The organism is Tenacibaculum sp. nBUS_03, from assembly GCF_051201695.1.
Taxonomy (GTDB): domain Bacteria; phylum Bacteroidota; class Bacteroidia; order Flavobacteriales; family Flavobacteriaceae; genus Polaribacter.
Map to the genome: position 1 here is coordinate 3,102,351 of NZ_CP179214.1, position 18,987 is coordinate 3,121,337.

Consider the following 18,987-nt stretch of genomic DNA (forward strand, 5'->3'; position numbering starts at 1 on the left):
TTTATTGACTAATAGTTCCAATACTAAATACATTTCGACCGTTTTCAGAAATTTGTTGTTGAGCTTCGAAATTACCCATTAACTTTACATTTAAAGTATTTAAATCCCATTCATTTGGAGTTTTAAACCATTTAGAAATATCCATATTTATGGTAATAGTGGCATTGTTTTGTAATGATACAGTGCCCAGCTCAACAACAAAAAATGTATCTTTACTTTCATTAGTTGTTTTATCGTACGCTTGAATTGCATGAAAGTTATAAGGTTGAAGGTCTCCAAGATTGTCTTTATACTTTCCGTCAAGTTGCATAAAATGATAGCCACCATTTAGCATAGTAACGTTCCACAAAGCAGTGTTTAAATCTTTATAAATACCATCTTTATTGTCTTCATTATTAAAACCAAAAGTGAAAGAAAGGGTGTAGGTTCCTTCAGAAATTTTTTGAGATAAAGTATGTGTTAAGTTTTCAGAATCACTCAAATCGACTAGTTTATATCCGTCAAAATTAATTTCTTCTTTATTTCCGTTTGTAAGTGTTATTCTAGAAATTAAATAGCGTAAGCGTTCTATCGTTTGTTTAACTCCTTTTGAGTTTTCAAACTCTGTAGTATTAAAATCGCTTTTTGTTACTTCAGTTCCACCCCAATTATGAGCAAAATTTAGCTTGATTGAAACTTCTTTAATAGGTTCATCGTTATCAACACTACAAGAAAAAAGTATAATAGATAAAAATAGTATAGCGTAATTTTTCATTGTTTTATTTGTATTTTATTATAAGTAGGTCAGAAAAACCTTTATTGTTTGTTATGTCATTATTGTTACTTGAGCTTTCTCCAACGCCAATAACAGTTCCATTGTTAAGCTCTGTTACATCGTAGCAAAAATCTATCTCAGTACCACCAATTGTTTTTTGCCATAATAGATTTCCAGTATGAGAAATTTTTAAAATCCAAGCATCATTTTGTCCTTTATTAGTAACACCTCCATCTGCACTTCTTGAACTTCCAGCAAGAAGAAAATTTCCATCGTTCATTTTTTTAATAGAATTTCCCACATCAAAGTTATTGCCTCCAAAGTTTTTTTGCCATAATAAATCCCCAGCAGGATTAATTTTAATAACCCATAGGTCAGCTCCTCCTTTATTATTACTAACATCTTTGTCGGAGCTTCTTGTATTTCCAACAATTAAAAAATTATTATCATCGGTAGAAACAATTGCTTTTGCTTCATCAATTTCAGAGCCTCCAAAATTTTTATTCCATATGAGTTCTCCTTTTTTGTTTATTTTAATGACCCAAAAGTCATAAGAGCCTTTATTGTTTGTAATATCAACATCGCTACTGTCAGAAATTCCAGCTAAAATATAACCATCATTTGTTTTAACTATACCATGAGGTGTATCGGTAAAAGTTCCTCCATAATATTTACTCCATTCTATTGCTCCAAGGTTATTTAATTTTAAAGCCCAAACGTCGCCACCAGCATGTTGTATTACAGAAGATTTGGAGTTTCCTAAACCTCCAGAGGATGTTACGTCTAATTCGCCAGCAATTAAGAAGCCACCGTCATCAGTTTGTATGAGCGCAGTTCCAATATCTTTACCAATATATCCAAAAGTTTTTTGCCATGAAATGTTTCCGTTATTGGTAAGTTTAACTAACCAGTAATCTCTGTCTCCAGCGTTGTTAGTAATATCTATGTCATTGCTTTTAGTGTACCCTAAAATAGCATATCCTCCATCAGATGTAGAGATAATTTTTTCTCCTCTGTCGTCATTAGATCCTCCATATGTTTTTTTCCATTCTAATGTATCATCTGAAGAAAATTTAAGAACAGTATAATCAAAACTAGTATTTGTTTTTTGTGAGAAATCTAAATCATTACTTTGGGTATATCCTAAAATAACATACCCACCATCTATTGTTTTAATCACAGATTTTGCAACTTCATTTTTAGAGCCTCCTATTGTTTTTACAAAATCTAGTTGTTCTAAGAAAGTATTGTTTTTAAATGTAATGCCTTCTTTCGAACAACTTAAAAAGAAGAAAATTAAAATATATTTATATAAATTTCTTACCAATTATAGTTATTTAAGAATTAGTTTTTTTGATGTTCGTCCATTTATTTTTACAAGGTAAATTCCTTTTGCATTTTGACTAATTGGTAAAACGAATTTTGTTTGGTTAATATTTTGTTTAGAAAATATTTTTTTTCCTAAAATACTGTATACCTCAATTGATTTTATAGTATTGTTTTTAGCACTAATTATTGGAGAAGTGTTTGTTGGATTGGGGTTTATTGAAAAGCTACTCTCTTTTAAATTTTCAGAACCTGAAGAAAGAGTACCACTTTTTCTAACAACAAAAAGGCCACGGTTAATATCATTAATAATAATATTACCACTAGCAAAATAAGGGTACACACTCCAAGCACCGTCAAAAGCAGTATTGTCATCAGCAGGATATGTGTCAAAGTATCCAGTTTCAGTCATTGAATTTGATGAAGCCGCTATATTAGTAATGTCAAAAACTCTTAGACCGGCTCTATAACTAGCCATGTAAAATTCATTCCCCTTAACATATCCGTTATGATCAATAGCTTTTGAAGCTCCAAGGTAGGTTGACGATAATTTTGGAGCGTCTAAATCTTGAAGGTCAAAAATTAAAGTTCTGGTGTTCATACCAAGATCTTTTTCGTCAGTTTCATCTCCAAGGATAAAAAACCGATGATCATCAGTGAACCATCCTTGATGTGTATATCCTATTTGAGGGTAATCAATAGTTGATAGTTTTTTTACATTTGTTTTATCTGTAACATCTAAAATAACTACTTCATTTTCATTACTACCTATGTAAATTTCTTTTCCTTTATACGCAGTGTCTGGTCCATTGTAGGTTACAACTTGAGCGTCATGAGAATACCCGTCATCTGTATAATTTCCTAGGTCTTTCGGATTTGTAGGGTCAGAAATATCTACAAAAATAGGTCCACCTCCATTGGTGCTTTTACAGCCAACTAAATAGGCAACAGCCGCTGCTTCATTAATAACAATGTTATGGCAACTACCTACCCCAGTATAAATTTTATCAGCTGTAAAATTTTGTGGTGTTGTAACATTTCTTAATCTAGTTAAATCAAAAACTTGCATTCCGTGGTTACCAACATTGTCAGCAACAATAAAAGCATGGTTGTTGTATATTTTAACATCTCTCCAATAATGACTGTTAGCATTAGAATCTAATCTTCCCAAAAAAATAGGATTAACAGGGTCACTAACGTCAACAAAAGCAGTGCTGTTAGTCATTGCTGCAATAGCATATTCTTTGTTTGTTGTAGCATCTGTCCATCCCCAAATATCACTACCATCAGGGTCATTCCCATTTACACTTTTATTACTATTCGCTAAAGTAGATACAGGAATATTAGATAGTAAATCAAAACCTTTACATGGGTATTCACCCGCTTTTCCATTATCACAAGGTGTTTGCGCATAGCTAACACTTGTAAATAATACAATAGAAGAAAGTGAAAAAAGTATTTTTCTTATCATGATATAATTTTTGGGTTAAGACAAATTTATGAAATATTAAAAGATTATATGTATAAGTTTAACAATTAAGTAAGTAAACACCCTAAGCGAAAAAATATAGCTTAAAAAAAGGATGTTGTATTATTCTTCTTTAGTTTACAATCGGAGTAGTATCTTTGCAAAATGTTAGAAGATAAAAATCAAGAAAAAACGTCGTTGTCTGAACTAGGTGAGTTTGGCTTAATAAAACATTTAACAAAACATTTTTCATCATATCATAAAACTACTGTTAAAAGTGTTGGAGATGATGCAGCTGTTATAGATTCATCTGAAAAACAAACAATAGTAACTACAGACTTACTAATTGAAGGTGTTCATTTCGATTTAAGTTACATGCCTCTAAAGCATTTAGGGTACAAAGCAGTAATGGTTAATTTATCAGATGTATATGCAATGAATGCTGAGGCTGAGCAAATAACAGTATCAATTGCAATTTCGAATAGGTTTCCATTAGAAGCGTTAGAGGAGTTATATGCAGGAATTCAATTAGCGTGTAATACTTATAATATTGATTTAATTGGAGGAGATACTACTTCATCAACAAAAGGAATGTTACTTTCAATCACAGCAATTGGAAAGGCAAATAAAGAAGATGTAATATACAGAGATGGGGCTAAACCTACTGATTTAATTGTTGTTTCTGGTGATTTAGGTGGAGCGTATTTAGGGTTGCAAGTTCTAGAAAGAGAAAAGCAAGTGTTTCAGGTTAATCCAGAAAATCAACCTGACTTAGATAATTATTCTTACATTATTGAAAGACAATTAAAGCCTGAAGCTAGAAAAGATATCCCCGAATTATTGAAAGAGCTAGATGTTAAGCCTACATCTATGATTGATATTTCAGACGGATTATCTTCTGAAATAATGCATATATGCACTCAAAGTAATGCTGGTTGTAAGATATATGAAGATAAGTTACCTTTAGATCCTCAAGTAATTTCTACTTGTGAAGAATTTGATATAGATGCTACAATGGTAGCTTTAAGTGGAGGAGAAGACTATGAGTTGTTATTTACAATTTCAATAGATGATTATGATAAAATAAAAGGAAATCCTAATTTAAGTGTGGTAGGCCATATTACTGAAGAAAATCAAGGAATGAATTTAGTAACAAGGGCCAATCAAGAAATAGAACTAAAGGCTCAAGGATGGAACTCTTTTAAAGGATAAAAATAAAAAAGTCGTTTTTAACGGCTTTTTTTATGCTTTAATTGTTTCTAAATATATTTTGAATCATTATTAAATTGTTTTATTGGTGTTCTATTGCAGGTAGATACGAGTGTTTTAATTTTATTTTCTTGGCATAAATATTGTATATTAGTCCAACGAAAATGAGTATTAATTAACAAAAAATCAAAAAAAGAATGGGAATTTTTTCATTTATTAAGAATGCCGGAGCGAAAGTTTTTGGTGTCGGAAAATCAACAGAAGAGGAAGCAGCTGAAAAAGCAGCTAAATTAGTAGATGCTGTAAACGCTTTAGAATTATCTGTACTTGATTTATCAATAGATATTGAAGATGATAAGGCAATAGTAAACGGAGAAGCTGCTGATTTAGCAACTAAAGAAAAAGTAGTTTTAGTAGTAGGGAATACAGAGGGCATTGCTACTGTTGAAGATAATATGACTGTTGCCGAGGTTGAAGAAATTAAAGAAGAAGATTTGGCGCAGTTTCATACTGTTGTTAGTGGAGATACTTTAGGGAAAATAGCTAAAACATTTTATGGTAATGCTATGAAGTATCCAGTTATTTTTGAAGCAAATACGCCAATGTTATCACATCCAGATAAAATTTATCCAGGACAAGTGTTGAGAATACCACCTATAGTGGACTAATCAAAAGTTAATCAACCAAAAGAAAAGCACTACGTGATGTAGTGCTTTTTTTTAACTTATTTTAGATGAAATAATAAGTGGAAATTTGAATTTTATTCTCAATTTTGCACTTTATTTTTTTATATATGAACGGAAGAACTTTAGCTTTAATAGCCCTAGCTATAACTGCTTTAATTTATGGAATAACTTTTACTATTGCTAAAGAGGTAATGCCAAAACATATACTTCCTTATGGTTTTATAGTAGTAAGAATAGGGGGTGCAACTGTCTTTTTTTGGTTAACAAGTTTATTTATTAAACAGCAAAAAATTGAATATGAAGATTATAAAAAGATCGCAATAGCCGCTTTTTTTGGAGTTTGTTTAAATATGTTAACTTTTTTTAAAGGGTTAAGTTATACAACTCCAATTAGTGCATCAGCAATTATGGTAACAGCACCGATACTAGTTTTGATTTTTTCATCTATATTAATAAAGGAAAAAATAGTACCAATAAAAATATTAGGTGTTATTATAGGATTAATAGGAGCTGTTGTATTAATAATTTACGGAAATACATCAGATAAATATGGAAGTAATGTAGTATTAGGAAATTTTTTAGTGTTTATCAATGCGGCTTCTTATGGCTTGTATTTAGTGTTGGTGAAAAAACTAATTAATAAGTACAATCCAATAATTTTTGTTAGGTGGTTGTATTTGTTTGGTTTTATAATGGTATTACCTTTTGGTTTTACTGAGCTTATGAATATTGATTTTAATATGATGAGTACTTCTGTTTATTTAAAAATAGGGTACGTTGTGTTTTTTTCAACTTGTATTACTTACTTATTCAACCTATTTGCATTAACAAAATTAAAACCCACAACGGTAAGCGTATTTATTTATTTACAACCAGTATTGGCAACGATGTTTGCTTTGTTTAGAGGAAGTGATAGTTTAAATATTGTAAAAGTAATTGCAACTTTACTTATATTTTTAGGGGTTGCTTTAGTAACAAAACAAGTGCCAAAAACTACTAATAAATAAGTGTATCTTTGCACTTCATTAAATTGAAAATATGATACAGTCTATGACAGGATACGGTAAGTCCGTATTGCAGTTACCTACCAAGAAAGTAACAATTGAAATAAAATCACTGAACAGTAAAAATTTAGACTTAAATACGCGTATACCATCTTACTACAAAGAGAAAGAACTAACAGTAAGAAAAAAGTTAGCTAGCAGTTTGGTAAGAGGTAAGGTTGATTTTTCAATTTATGTAGAAATGACTGCTGATGAAACTTCAACAGCTGTAAATAAAGGAGTTGTTAAAGAATACATGGAGCAACTAAGAAACATTGTTCAAACAGGTTCTAGTGATGATGTAGACTTATTGCAAATGGCCATAAAAATGCCAGATGCCTTAAAAACAGAAAGAGAAGAATTAGATGTTGAAGAGTGGAAACAAATAGAAAGTCATATTGAAGTTGCTGTAAAAGAAATTGTTCAATATAGAAAAGATGAAGCTAAATCATTAGAAGAAGACTTTCAGCAAAGAATTGAAAATATAAAAATAGCTTTAGAAGAAGTTAAGAAGTTAGATGGAGATAGAATTAATCATGTCAAAGAAAGACTACAAAAAGCGTTAGCTGATTTGAAAGTTGAAGCGGATGAAAATCGTTTTGAGCAAGAACTAATTTATTATTTAGAGAAGTTAGATATCAACGAAGAAAAAGTGCGTTTAGCCAATCATTTAGAATATTTTTTACAACAATTAGCAACTGCTGATTCTAATGGAAAAAAACTAGGTTTTATTGTGCAAGAAATAGGAAGAGAAATCAATACCACAGGGTCTAAAGCTAATTTTGCACCAATTCAAAAAATAGTCATTCAAATGAAAGACGAGTTAGAAAAAATTAAAGAGCAAATTTTAAACGTATTATAAATGGCGAAAGATTTTCAAGGTAAATTATTTGTGTTTTCAGCACCTTCAGGATCAGGTAAAACAACAATTGTACGTCATTTATTGGCTCAAGAAAGGTTTAATTTAGAGTTTTCTATTTCAGCTACTTCTCGCGAACCTAGAAGTAATGAGGAAGAAGGAGTTGATTATTATTATATTTCTCTGGCAGATTTTAAACAAAAAATTAAGAGTGAAGAGTTTTTAGAGTGGGAAGAAGTATATATGGATAATTTTTATGGAACTCTTAAAACAGAGGTAGAACGCATTTGGGAAAAAGGGAAGCACGTTATTTTTGATATAGATGTTAGGGGAGGACTTCGCATAAAAGAAAAATTTCCTGAGCAAACATTAGCCGTTTTTGTCAAGCCACCAGACATTAATGAATTATTGAAAAGGTTAAAGAAAAGGGGAGAAGAAAGCGATAAGAAAATTGCTGCAAGAATAGCAAAAGCACCAATTGAATTAGCTACGGCACCTCAGTTTGATAAGATTATAAAAAACTACGATTTAGAAGTAGCTTTGCAAGATGCCGAAGATTTAGTAGATGAGTTTTTAGAGTTAAAATAAGCTATAAAGTATTAATAGATTTGTTTTTATGAGTAAAAAGGTAGGATTGTATTTTGGAACATTCAACCCTATACATGTAGGGCATTTGATTATAGCTAATCATATGGTTGAAAACTCTGATCTTGATGAAATATGGATGGTAGTAACACCTCATAATCCTTTTAAGAAAAAAAGTTCGCTTTTAGATAATTACCATCGATTAGAGATGGTGTACTTGGCTACGAAAGAGTATGATAAAATTAAACCGTCTGATATTGAGTTTAATTTGCCTCAACCTAATTATACAATCAATACTTTAACTCATGTTTCTGATAAATATCCTACACACTCATTTAGTATAATTATGGGAGAGGATAACTTAAAAAGCTTTCATAAATGGAAAAATTATGAAGCTATTTTGGATGATTATAGTGTTTATGTATACCCACGAATATCTGAGGGGATTATTGAGAATAAATTTGATAATCACATAAAAATTAATAAAGTGCAAGCTCCAATTGTGCAAATTTCTTCTACAATGATTAGAAATGCTATAAAGCTAGATAAATCAGTACGTCCACTTCTTTCTAGTGAAGTATGGAAGTATATTGATGAGATGAACTTTTATAAAAAATAAACTTTTTTTAAAACTTTTTTAGAACTCTTAGGTCAAAGAACTGATTAACTTTAAAAATTAGTAATTATGACTTTAAGATTTGTAAAAAGAAATTTATGTTACCTTGGATTTTTAGGACTTTTATTATTTGCTTCATGTGAATCAAATAGTAATGAAGAGCTATTAAATGATGATTTAACTACAGAAGAAGCATTAAAAGTTGTTTTAGCAGATGATATAACATCAGATGTAGACGATGTTATTGAAGATGATTCGGCAGAAATTGAGTTAGCATCTAGAGGAACTTCAACAACAAGTAATCATCCATCTTGTATAGTAAGAACAGTTGAAGCTACAACAAACGGTAAAATCGTAAACTTAGATTTTGGAGCTGGTTGTGAAGGTAAAAGAGGAAGAATTTTTGCCGGGAAAATTATTATAGAGTATGTGCTTGAAAATCAGTCATTTTCTAAAACAGTATCATTTGAAAATTTCTCAGTTAATGGAAATGCTATTGAAGGAGGAATGTCTGCAAGTAAAGTAAAAGAAAATGCAAATGGAAATCCTGAGAGATCGCATATGGTTGATATTACCATTACATTAGAATCAGGAGAAGCCATTGTTAAAAAAGGGGAAAAAGTAAAAGAAAAAATAGCAGGAGCTGATACAAAAGATAGAGGCGATGATGTGTTTTTAATTTCAGGTTTTTGGGAGTCTGTAAATAAAAATGGAAATGCTAAAAAAGCACAAATAACAACTAGCTTAAGAAGAGAATATGCATGTAAGTATATTGTTAGTGGAGTAATTGAGCTAACTAAAGGAACTAGTAAATATGTATTAGATTTTGGTGATGGATCGTGTGATAATTTAGCAACGATTACTGATGAAACTGGAAGAGTTAAAGAGATAACTTTGAAAGATAGAAAACGTAAATAGCAGGAGTTTAAAAGCCAAATTAAATGATTTGATTTGGCTTTTTAAAAAAAAACAACTATTTTTTTAGAACTTTTTACCTTTTCAAGGGTCTAACAATCAACACTATTCTATGAGTATTATGAATGAAGCTAACTTTATAAAAGAACTATCAAGTAAAAAGTACAGAGATAGAGCTTTTACAAAATTATTAGATTTATACCAGGAAAGATTGTATTGGCATATTAGAAAAATAGTAGGCACCCATGAAAATGCAGATGATGTTTTACAAAATACTTTTATACGAGTGTATAAAAGTTTATCAAAATTTAAACAAGAAAGCTCTTTACATACTTGGATGTATAGAATAGCGTACAACGAGTCTATTAGGTTTTTAGAAAAAGAAAAAAAGAAAAGTTTTTCATCGTTACAAGAAGTAAGTGATACTTTTTTAAGTAATTTAAAAAGTGATGTGTTTTTTGATGGAGAACAAGCTCAAATAAAATTACATGAGATATTAAGTACATTGACTGAAAATCAAAAGAGAGTTTTTCAGATGAAATATTATGATAATTTAAAGTTTAGAGAGATTTCTAAACTATTAAACATAAGTGAAAATACAATTAAAACGCATTATTATGCAGTTGTAAAACATATAGAAAAAAATATTACAACTATAGAATATGTAGAAAAAATTAAAGCATAGTTTGTAATGAGCGTACAAATTGATAACTTTATCTATCGAAATACATTAGATGTGAATTCAGAAAAAAAACATAAAAAAGATTTAGGGTTAGGTATACCTGATGATTATTTTGCAAAATCAAAAAAGGCAATACTTAATCAAACGGTACATGAAAATAAAAAAGGTAAGATTATTTTTCTTTCTAAGAAAATGTACATTTGGTCTGCTGCTGCAGTGATTACGTTATTATTTTTCTTAGCAGTGTATAATCCTTTTGATGAAGTAGGGTATGAGTTAGATAATGATATTTTAATAGCATCTATCATGGAAGAAGAGGCTGATATTGATGATTTATTAGATGATTATGTTAATGAAGAACTACTTACAAAAGAAGTTTTTGTAGAATAAGTTAAAACTTTTTTAGAATATAAGGGTCTAAAGAATAGAGTTTAATAAGATAAAAGATGAGAAGTTTGAAAGTTATAGAGATTGTTTTAATATCACTTTTTTTAAGTGTATTTAATTCGTATTCTCAAGATTTACAGGGGGATTTAAACCTTTCGGAGGAACAAAAAGAGTTGTTAAATACTCAAAAGGAGTTAATAAAAAAGCATAGGAAGGAATTTAAAGAAACTCTTTCAGAAAAACAATTAACAATCCTAAAAGATAAATCTCTAACCAAAAAAGAAAGACAAAACGCTTTAAAGAGTACACTTAATTCTTTTCAGAAAAGAATTATTAAACAAAATAAAATAAGTGTGAAAAATGTTAAGGCTAAGTTCAGAGCAACATTAACACCTAAGCAGCGACAACAATTAAAGAGGAGGATAGGGAATAAAAAGAAGACGATTAAAAAAAATATTAAAAAAAATTTAAATAGAGAGAAAAGAAGAAGGATAAGAAATTAATGAATTTTTTAAACTTGTTTGATTATAGTGGTTGATAGTTCAACCACTTTTTGTATTTTTAAATTATCATGAAAAAACTGTGCTTAAATTTTTTGGTGCTATTTAGTTTTATAACGGCGTATGCTCAAGAAAAACAAAACAAAATAGAAGTCATTACAGAAGAAGATGAAATTATAGATAGTTTATTTAGTGATGAGATTATTGAAGACTTGTTTAAATTGTCTGAAAATTTAAATTTTTTACATTTCTCTATTAATTATAATAACAATACATATTTTTCAGGAAGGGATATTGGAATAGATCAACTATCCATAACCCCCCAAATAAACTATATTCATTCTAAAGGATATTTTGCCGGACTTTCTGGAGTTTATTATAAAGAGCTAGATCCTAAATGGGATTATACTTCAATAACAGTTGGATATGGTAAGCGATTTGGGAAAACAAAAATGTTTAGGTGGTCAGTTTATTATGATCGTTATTTTTTTAGCGAACCAAGCAATAACCCCTTAAAAAATTCTATAAATTTAAGTTTAGAGATAGATAATAAATCAAGAACTCTTGGCACCGAATTAGCTACAAGTTTTTTGTTTGGAACTGAAAAGTCTGGTCAAATAGTATCCTCTAGTTATGGTGAGATTTCGTTGTTAAAAATTAAGAAAAGTGAATTGAATTTAAGGCCTACACTTCGTTTTATTGTAGCCCAGCAAACCATTCAATTAGCACAAACATTTACTTTTAGAAATAGAACTTTTACAATATATAGGCAAAACAATGAATTTGGGTTGTTAAATGCTCAGCTTTTGTTGCCCTTGCAATATTCGTATTCTGGATTTGATTTTGAAGCAGGTTATATTTTAAATTTTCCATCGGCTTTAGAAGGGGAATCTAATCTTAAAACAACAGGAACATTTATGTTTTCTATTGCATATTTATTAGGATTATAACAAAACTTTAATACTTCTGTTAGAAAAGAATTGAAAAATTTTCGTTGTATATTTGAAGTCCAAACTTACTATATTACTTAACTGTGGCTACAAAACATAAAAAAGGAAAGTTAAAACAGAAGCTAACAGACAAATACAGACTGGTAATTTTAAATGAAGATACTTTTCAAGAGCGGTTTTCTTTAAAGTTATCAAGGCTAAATGTATTTGTTTTTGGTGGTTTGTTTTCCATATTATTAGTGATGCTAACAACATTAATAATAGCTTTTACTTCATTAAGAGAATATATACCAGGATATTCTTCAACTTCATTAAAGAAGAAAGCGACTCGAGCAATTTATAAGGCTGATTCGTTAAAACAAAAACTAATAGTATTAGAAAATTATACTAGAGCTATTAAACCTGTTTTAACTGGTGATATTAAACCTGAAAAAATAGATTCTATTATTAGTGATGGAATGGGAGTTGTTTTAGATGAGAAACTGCTACAACCTACAAAAAAAGATTCTGCTTTTAGAGAAAAGGTAGAAAGTAAAGATAGATTTCCTTTAACTGAAGGAGGTTTAAATAGAGCTAAAAATGTATTCTTTGCTCCATTAAAAGGTAATATGTCTCAGCAATTTGATGTTAATGAAAAGCATTTTGCTGTTGATATTGTAGCGCAAACAGGCACTCCAGTTATGGCAATCGCTGATGGAACTGTTATTTTATCTGAATGGACTGCTGAAACAGGATATGTTATTATGTTGCAACATACAAACAAGTTTATTTCTGTTTATAAACATAATGGAACATTATTAAAAGAACAGGGAGAAATAGTAAAATCAGGTGAAGTAATAGCCAATGTAGGTTCAACAGGTGAGTTATCTACTGGACCACATTTACATTTTGAGTTATGGAATAACGGGTACCCTGTAAACCCAGTAAATTATATAGATTTTCAGTAAATGAGTATTAAATCGAAATTAGCAATTCCTTTTGCAAAGCAAGTAAGAAAGCGAGTTTATAAGTGGGCTAATAACCCACACAAAACTCAAAAAAAAGTATTTGAATACTTAATAACTGAAGGGTGTAAAACTGCTTTTGGAAAAGATCATGATTTTATATCTATTAATACCTATGAGGACTTTAAAAAGCGTGTTCCAATAAATGATTATGAAGGTTTACGAAGTTATGTTGATAGAATTGTAGCAGGAGAAGATAACGTGTTATGGAAAGGGAAGCCTATTTATTTTGCAAAAACATCAGGTACAACATCAGGAGCAAAGTATATACCTATAACTAAAGAGTCAATGCCAACACACATTAAGGCGGCTCGTAACGCATTGTTATTTTATATAGCGGAAACAAAAGATGCTAGTTTTGTTAATGGAAAAATGATATTCCTTCAGGGAAGCCCTGTGTTAGAGGATAAAAACGGAGTGAAATTAGGACGTTTAAGTGGTATAGCGGCTCACTATGTTCCGAATTACTTGTTAAAAAACCGTTTACCTAGTTGGGAAACAAATTGTATTGAAGATTGGGATACCAAAGTAGATAAAGTGGTTGAAGAAACTTTGCCTGAAGATATGACCGTGATTAGTGGAATTCCGTCTTGGGTACAAATGTATTTTGAAAAATTAATAGATAAAACTGGAAAAACAATTTCTGAGCTATTTCCTAACTTTAATTTCTTTGTATATGGAGGTGTGAATTTTGAACCTTACAAAAATAAATTTGAAGCTCTAATAGGTAAAAAAATTGATTATGTAGAGTTATATCCTGCATCTGAAGGATTTATTGCTTATCAAGATTCTCAAACAGAAAAAGGGATGTTGTTGCAGTTAAACTCAGGGATTTTTTATGAATTTATTCCAGCTACTGAATTTTTTGATGAAAACCCAACACGACTTTCTTTAAAAGATGTAGAAATTGGTGTGAATTATGTTATCATTTTAAATACTTCTGCTGGTTTATGGGGCTATAATATTGGAGATACAGTTGAGTTTACTTCATTAAAGCCTTATAGAATCAAAGTCACTGGTCGTATTAAGCATTTTATTTCTGCCTTTGGTGAACATGTTATAGGAAAGGAAGTAGAAAAAGCATTAAACGATGCTATTGTTGGTACCGATATAAACGTTAGTGAATTTACGGTAGCACCTCAAGTAAACCCTGAAGGTGGTTTGCCATATCATGAGTGGTTTATTGAATTTGAAAATGAACCAAAAAACATACAAGAATTGTCTTTGAAAATAGATGCTTCTATGCAAGCACAAAATATATACTACCAAGATTTAATTGAGGGTAAAATATTACGTCCGTTGGTTATTAGAAGAGTTAAAAAAGGAGGCTTTCATGAATACATGAAATCTATAGGTAAATTTGGAGGACAAAATAAAATTCCACAGTTATCAGATAATCGTAAAATAGCAGATGTTTTACATAATTATCTACTTTAATTCCAAAAAAGTAAAAATGAAAATATTAGCAACAAACATAGGAGAGCGTAAAGAAGTAGATTGGAAAGGTAAAACGATTATCACTGGTATTTTTAAATTCCCTGTTGAGAATCCTATTTATTTAGATATTGAAGAAGTAAAAGGAGATGCTATTTGTAATAGGAAATATCATGGAGGAGTAGATCAGGCTGTTTATGGGTACTCTCAAAAACACTATGAATATTGGAAAGAGTTATATCCTGAATTGGAATGGGAGTATGGAATGTTTGGAGAAAACTTAACAATCGATGACTTAGATGAAACAAAGATTCATGTTGGAGATACATTTAAAGTAGGAGAGGCAATTTTAGAGGTAACCAAACCTAGAGAGCCGTGTATGAAGCTGGGAGTTCGTTTCAATACGATGAAAATTGTCAAACAGTTTTGGCAACAAAACTTTTCGGGTATTTATTTTAAGGTTGTAGAAACTGGTTTTGTGAGATCAGGGATCAGTTTACACAAATAAAATCATGTACTGATACTAAAACAATAGCTCAAGTTTATACAGAAAAGAGAACTAAAAGTAAGTCTTAATTATCTGACCAAACAGCTAATTCATTACCTGAAGGGTCAGTAAAATGAAATCTTCTACCACCAGGAAACGAAAAAGTATTTTTAACTATCTGACCTTTAAATTTAATAATTAAATCATGAACGCTTTCTAGGTTTTCATGATACAAGACAACTAACACCCCATTTTTCATAGTATTTTCAACTTTTTCGAAACCTCCCTCTATACCACTATTTGAAAAAGCAACATAATTTGGTCCATAATCGGTAAAAACCCATCCAAAAGTATTGCTGTAAAATGTTTTTATTTTTTCAAGATCAATAGCTGTAAATTCTATGTAGTTTATGTGATTGTTGGTGTTCATCTACTATGGTTTTAATCAATGTAATTTCAGTTAAAGATAGAACTAAAAACTAAAGGTTATACATTATTTTTCTCTTTTTCAGTAAGTATTCTTTTTCTAATGTATTATTTACATTTTTTAAAGAAATATCAACATATTTTATAGCTTCTTTAATTTTTCCAGTTAGATAAAACAACTCGGCTTTGGCTCCAAAATATAAATAAGAGCGTTGCCCTAAATCTAGAGGAGTAATTTTATCAAAATAGTAATTAGCTTTAATATAGTTTTTACTTTGTAAACACACTACAGCCATACTTAATAAATGTGAAGTTGTTGGTTGTAGTTTATATAAGTGTTGATACCATTGTAATATTTTATTCCAATTTGTTAGCTCAAAGTTAGGAGCTTTAATATGTTCGGCTATTATAGCAGCTTCATAATGATAACAAGAAAATTCATCGTTTTCTACAGCTTTATTCATCATTGTATTTCCTAATTGTATTAAAGGAAAAGACCATTTGTTTCTATCTTGAGTTTTTAAATCGAGTAATTCGTTTTCAGTATTTATTTTTGCATCTAAGCGAGCGGCATGAAAACACATTAAAGCAAACAATGCATAACTAGCAGAGATATTTGTGTGCTTATTTTTTAATAACATTTTACATAAACGCATAGCTTCACCGCACAATTCTTTTTGGATTAAAATTTCTTTTTTATTAGAATGAAATCCTTCATTAAAGATGAGGTATAAAATTTCTAAAACACTTTCAATTCTAATAGGTAATTGATTTCCAGTTGGTATTTTGAATTGTAAATTTGTTTTCTGAATGTTTTGTTTAGCCCTTAGTAATCTTTTTTTTATGGTTTCTTCTTTAGTCAATAAAGCAGAAGCTATTTCTTTTATGCTAAAACCAGAAATGGTTTTTAAGGCAAAGGAAATTCTATCTTTTGCATTTAAATTTGGATGACAAGCAGTGAAAATCATTCGTAATTGAGCATCTTCAATTTCAGTATCTAAAAAAAGGTCATTGATGGAAATAGCTTCAATACCATTTTTAATTTCCGGGATATATTTCTTTTCAGCTTTTAATTTTCTAAATAAATCTAAAACTCTATTTTTTGCAGCATGAGTTAACCATGCTTCAGGATTATCAGGTTGCTGATTACGCCAACTTGTACTTGTTTTTAAAAAAGTATCCTGAACAGCATCTTCTATGATTTCAAGATTAGATAATCCAAAAATTCGAGTTAAAACAGCAACCATCTTCCCGCTATGATGGCGGAAAAGATGGTCTATGAGTTTAGAATCCATTAACTGTCAAATACCATAATTTCACGAATTTCTACCGTGTTTCCTAGGTCGTAATCAGGGAAATCTTGCGCAATTTCTTGTACTGAATCAAAATCACTAGCTTCAACTAAATAATAGCCCCCTACAATTTCTTTAACTTCGGCTGAAGTTAAATCTGTAACTGTTCTATTTTGTCCAACAATACGTCTTATTTGTGATGTTAAAGCTTCTCCACCACTTAAGATACCAGCCTTTTCCATTTTCTCACTCCATGCAAACCATTTTTCCATGCGATTTTGTATTTCTTCTGGAGAAAGTCCAAGATCAGTGTATTCAGTTCCAACAAAAAGCATCATAAATTTTTTCATCATTTAAAGTTTTGTATTAGTAAGACGTTTTCCAAAAATAAAAAAGGACACTTTTTTTAATTTTATTTCAAAATTAAATTATGAATACTAATTTAACTAAATAATTTTAATGTGGTTTGGCGTAAAAATCTTTTAAAGAGTTTGTATAGATACAATAATTGATTTTAGAATTCCAAAAATCAATTCTCCTTGGATTAGGAGCTTCAGTTGGTACTAGCATTAGGGTTGTTTTATCATTTATTTTCTGTTGGTTAATGTCAGTTCCAATTAAGTTTCGATGATCTAAGCTAGTATCTAAATAGTATAAATAATCAAAAACAAACTCAGTATATGATCTCTTTGATACTTTTTTTAAGCTAGTTAGCTCTAGGCTTTCATAGTTATTAGTTAATGCATTTTGAAACTCAACAGCATTTAAAGGAGTATTATTTAAAGTAGGCATTACATTGAACTGACCATCTACAAATGCCCATTTTTGTATATCATTAATAAAAACCTCAGTAGCTACATGTCCGGGAGAAGATTTTCTTGTTTCTACATCTTTAGTTTTTAAATAAATAGTTCTAGCCTTAAAACCTGCATTTTCTAATTGGGCTTTTAGCACAATTGCATAGGCAAAGCAAGGAAATCTACCTCCAGCTTTAGCTTCATCTAAAATAGTAATTGGGTCTGATTTACTTGGTGAGTTATTTCCGCTATGTTTCCATCTAGCATTTGTCCAATCTAAAATTTTCACGATTTTTTCAGTGTCGTTAGATTTTTGATCGATTAAGTTTTGGATAGGGTATTTTGAAGCAAGTTTTGTTAGATATTTATTTTCTTTGTTATTTTCATACAAAATAAAGAGACTGTCATTTTTAGAAGTAATGTTATGTTTTATTTTTTCCCTCGAAAAAGAAGTCCCTTTAATTATTGTATGTGCATATATAGAATCATTTAAATGTACATAAAAATCATACGATTTTCCTTCAAAAACATCAAAAGAAATGCTATCCATATCTGTTTTGAAAACGAATTTTTCAGGATTGGAAAGGCATTGGATTTTCAAAGTATCATGCTTTACTTGTGGAGCAATAGACCATCTTCCGTTATACCAGTTTTCTGCAATTTTAAAGCTAGTATTTACAGTTGATGCATTTATTACTGGATGATTGTTGCGTGTTTTTGATTCTTTACAAGAAATAAATAAGCCTGTTAAAATAAGTACTAAAAATAGTTTTTTCATAGTTATATGTTGTGTTTATTTTATAGACTATAAATGTACTTATAAGGTTGTCTTATTTAAATTTTTCTTAAAAGAATATCGCCACTAACAGTTTTTAATTTTAAACTAGCGGTACCATTTTTTATAGTTCCTTTAATTTTATTTTGAAATGACCTCTTATTTTTTTGAGTAAAGTCAATATCTAAATCTGAATATACAGTACCCGTTAATGTTCTTGCTTCAAAAGTAGCATCAACTACAGCAACATCAATATCACCACTAACAGTTTTTAAATACATGTTTTCTGAGTGTTTTTTTATATCAATATTACCACTAACTAAATCTAGCGTTAATTTCCCTTGATATGAAGAAACGGCTACATCACCGGAAATACTTTTAACTTTTAAAGTCATTTTTTTAGGTACATAAATAACATAATTAATAACTATATTATTATGGTTAGAACAAAAATTGTAACTGTTACAACCTTTACCACTGTGAGTTATTGTAACTCCTTTTTTATGTTTTTTAAATAAGTTACCAAAATCAGAATTTACATTATAAATAGCTCTCGTTTTTTTAGTTTCAAATTTAAAGTAATCATTGTCTTTATTGTCATTTATATTAACGTTAGCAACTACTGAGATTTCATTTTTACTCCAATTTTGAACTTCTATAGTGTTAGCAAATTTGGTATTTACATACACTTCTTCAATAGAGTTAGAATTTTGTTTTGTTTCTACTTTTTTTTGAGCGGTTAGGGTACTAAAAGGCAATAGTAGCCCTATGAATAAGAATAAACTTTTCATT

General features: G+C 29.7%; 22 protein-coding genes. 14 read left to right on the top strand and 8 right to left on the bottom strand.

Going from position 1 to position 18,987, the window contains the following annotated elements:
• Window position 1 precedes the first annotated feature (1 nt).
• The 3 genes from ACMFBB_RS14305 to ACMFBB_RS14315 are packed head-to-tail and all read right to left on the bottom strand — an operon-like array spanning window position 2 to window position 3,551.
• The gene (locus tag ACMFBB_RS14305; RefSeq protein ID WP_435261432.1) at window positions 2–754 is read right to left on the bottom strand and encodes an MbnP family protein; all 753 of its coding nucleotides are present in this window, start codon (window positions 752–754) and stop codon (window positions 2–4) included.
• Window positions 755–758: 4 nt separating this feature from the next.
• Window positions 759–2,081 carry a hypothetical protein gene (locus ACMFBB_RS14310; protein ID WP_435261433.1) on the bottom strand — a complete coding sequence of 441 codons (1,323 nt, stop codon included), beginning with the start codon at window positions 2,079–2,081 and terminating at the stop codon, window positions 759–761.
• Between the two features lie 6 nt (window positions 2,082–2,087).
• Window positions 2,088–3,551 carry a choice-of-anchor B family protein gene (locus tag ACMFBB_RS14315; protein WP_435261434.1) on the bottom strand — a complete coding sequence of 488 codons (1,464 nt, stop codon included), beginning with the start codon at window positions 3,549–3,551 and terminating at the stop codon, window positions 2,088–2,090.
• A gap of 162 nt (window positions 3,552–3,713) precedes the next feature.
• On the opposite strand from ACMFBB_RS14315, the gene thiL reads away from it, so the two are divergent.
• From thiL to ACMFBB_RS14385, 14 genes are all read left to right on the top strand, one after another.
• On the top strand, window positions 3,714–4,760 hold the full coding sequence (gene thiL, locus ACMFBB_RS14320) for a thiamine-phosphate kinase (protein ID WP_435261435.1): 1,047 nt from the start codon (window positions 3,714–3,716) through the stop codon (window positions 4,758–4,760).
• Between the two features lie 194 nt (window positions 4,761–4,954).
• On the top strand, window positions 4,955–5,425 hold the full coding sequence (gene lysM / locus ACMFBB_RS14325; protein ID WP_435261436.1) for a peptidoglycan-binding protein LysM: 471 nt from the start codon (window positions 4,955–4,957) through the stop codon (window positions 5,423–5,425).
• Between the two features lie 125 nt (window positions 5,426–5,550).
• Complete coding sequence (locus ACMFBB_RS14330; RefSeq protein WP_435261437.1) at window positions 5,551–6,450, top strand: DMT family transporter; 900 nt, start codon at window positions 5,551–5,553, stop codon at window positions 6,448–6,450.
• A 31-nt stretch (window positions 6,451–6,481) separates the two neighbouring features.
• A complete protein-coding gene (locus ACMFBB_RS14335) occupies window positions 6,482–7,348 on the top strand; it encodes a YicC/YloC family endoribonuclease (RefSeq protein WP_435261438.1) in 867 nt (288 codons plus the stop codon).
• Entirely contained in the window at window positions 7,349–7,933 is a 585-nt protein-coding gene (gene gmk / locus ACMFBB_RS14340; protein WP_435261439.1) for a guanylate kinase, read from the top strand.
• Between the two features lie 28 nt (window positions 7,934–7,961).
• Window positions 7,962–8,549 (top strand): nicotinate (nicotinamide) nucleotide adenylyltransferase, encoded by a 588-nt coding sequence (gene nadD / locus ACMFBB_RS14345; RefSeq protein ID WP_435261440.1) that lies wholly within the window; start codon window positions 7,962–7,964, stop codon window positions 8,547–8,549.
• A gap of 66 nt (window positions 8,550–8,615) precedes the next feature.
• Window positions 8,616–9,464, top strand: a complete 849-nt coding sequence (locus ACMFBB_RS14350; protein ID WP_435261441.1) for a hypothetical protein — start codon at window positions 8,616–8,618, stop codon at window positions 9,462–9,464.
• Window positions 9,465–9,573: 109 nt separating this feature from the next.
• The gene (locus ACMFBB_RS14355) at window positions 9,574–10,146 is read left to right on the top strand and encodes an RNA polymerase sigma factor (RefSeq protein WP_435261442.1); all 573 of its coding nucleotides are present in this window, start codon (window positions 9,574–9,576) and stop codon (window positions 10,144–10,146) included.
• Between the two features lie 6 nt (window positions 10,147–10,152).
• Window positions 10,153–10,533, top strand: a complete 381-nt coding sequence (locus ACMFBB_RS14360; protein ID WP_435261443.1) for a hypothetical protein — start codon at window positions 10,153–10,155, stop codon at window positions 10,531–10,533.
• Window positions 10,534–10,589: 56 nt separating this feature from the next.
• The gene (locus ACMFBB_RS14365; RefSeq protein WP_435261444.1) at window positions 10,590–11,033 is read left to right on the top strand and encodes a hypothetical protein; all 444 of its coding nucleotides are present in this window, start codon (window positions 10,590–10,592) and stop codon (window positions 11,031–11,033) included.
• 68 nt (window positions 11,034–11,101) lie between these two features.
• Complete coding sequence (locus ACMFBB_RS14370) at window positions 11,102–11,980, top strand: hypothetical protein (protein WP_435261445.1); 879 nt, start codon at window positions 11,102–11,104, stop codon at window positions 11,978–11,980.
• Between the two features lie 83 nt (window positions 11,981–12,063).
• Window positions 12,064–12,927 (top strand): M23 family metallopeptidase, encoded by an 864-nt coding sequence (locus tag ACMFBB_RS14375; protein WP_435261446.1) that lies wholly within the window; start codon window positions 12,064–12,066, stop codon window positions 12,925–12,927.
• On the top strand, window positions 12,928–14,421 hold the full coding sequence (locus tag ACMFBB_RS14380) for a GH3 auxin-responsive promoter family protein (protein WP_435261447.1): 1,494 nt from the start codon (window positions 12,928–12,930) through the stop codon (window positions 14,419–14,421).
• A gap of 16 nt (window positions 14,422–14,437) precedes the next feature.
• Window positions 14,438–14,926: an MOSC domain-containing protein gene (locus ACMFBB_RS14385; protein WP_435261448.1), complete on the top strand. Its 489-nt coding sequence runs from the start codon at window positions 14,438–14,440 to the stop codon at window positions 14,924–14,926.
• Window positions 14,927–14,990: 64 nt separating this feature from the next.
• Here ACMFBB_RS14385 and ACMFBB_RS14390 read toward each other — a convergent pair whose 3' ends face one another.
• The 5 genes from ACMFBB_RS14390 to ACMFBB_RS14410 all read right to left on the bottom strand — a co-directional run bounded on the left by ACMFBB_RS14390 (window position 14,991) and on the right by ACMFBB_RS14410 (window position 18,986).
• Window positions 14,991–15,335 (bottom strand): VOC family protein, encoded by a 345-nt coding sequence (locus ACMFBB_RS14390; protein WP_435261449.1) that lies wholly within the window; start codon window positions 15,333–15,335, stop codon window positions 14,991–14,993.
• 49 nt (window positions 15,336–15,384) lie between these two features.
• On the bottom strand, window positions 15,385–16,626 hold the full coding sequence (locus tag ACMFBB_RS14395; RefSeq protein WP_435261450.1) for an RNA polymerase sigma factor: 1,242 nt from the start codon (window positions 16,624–16,626) through the stop codon (window positions 15,385–15,387).
• A complete protein-coding gene (locus ACMFBB_RS14400; RefSeq protein WP_435261451.1) occupies window positions 16,626–16,976 on the bottom strand; it encodes a YciI family protein in 351 nt (116 codons plus the stop codon). The genes ACMFBB_RS14395 and ACMFBB_RS14400 overlap by 1 nt, the downstream gene beginning before the upstream one ends.
• 103 nt (window positions 16,977–17,079) lie before the next feature.
• Window positions 17,080–18,198, bottom strand: a complete 1,119-nt coding sequence (locus ACMFBB_RS14405) for a transglutaminase domain-containing protein (RefSeq protein ID WP_435261452.1) — start codon at window positions 18,196–18,198, stop codon at window positions 17,080–17,082.
• A gap of 56 nt (window positions 18,199–18,254) precedes the next feature.
• On the bottom strand, window positions 18,255–18,986 hold the full coding sequence (locus tag ACMFBB_RS14410; RefSeq protein ID WP_435261453.1) for a DUF4097 family beta strand repeat-containing protein: 732 nt from the start codon (window positions 18,984–18,986) through the stop codon (window positions 18,255–18,257).
• Window position 18,987 lies beyond the last annotated feature (1 nt).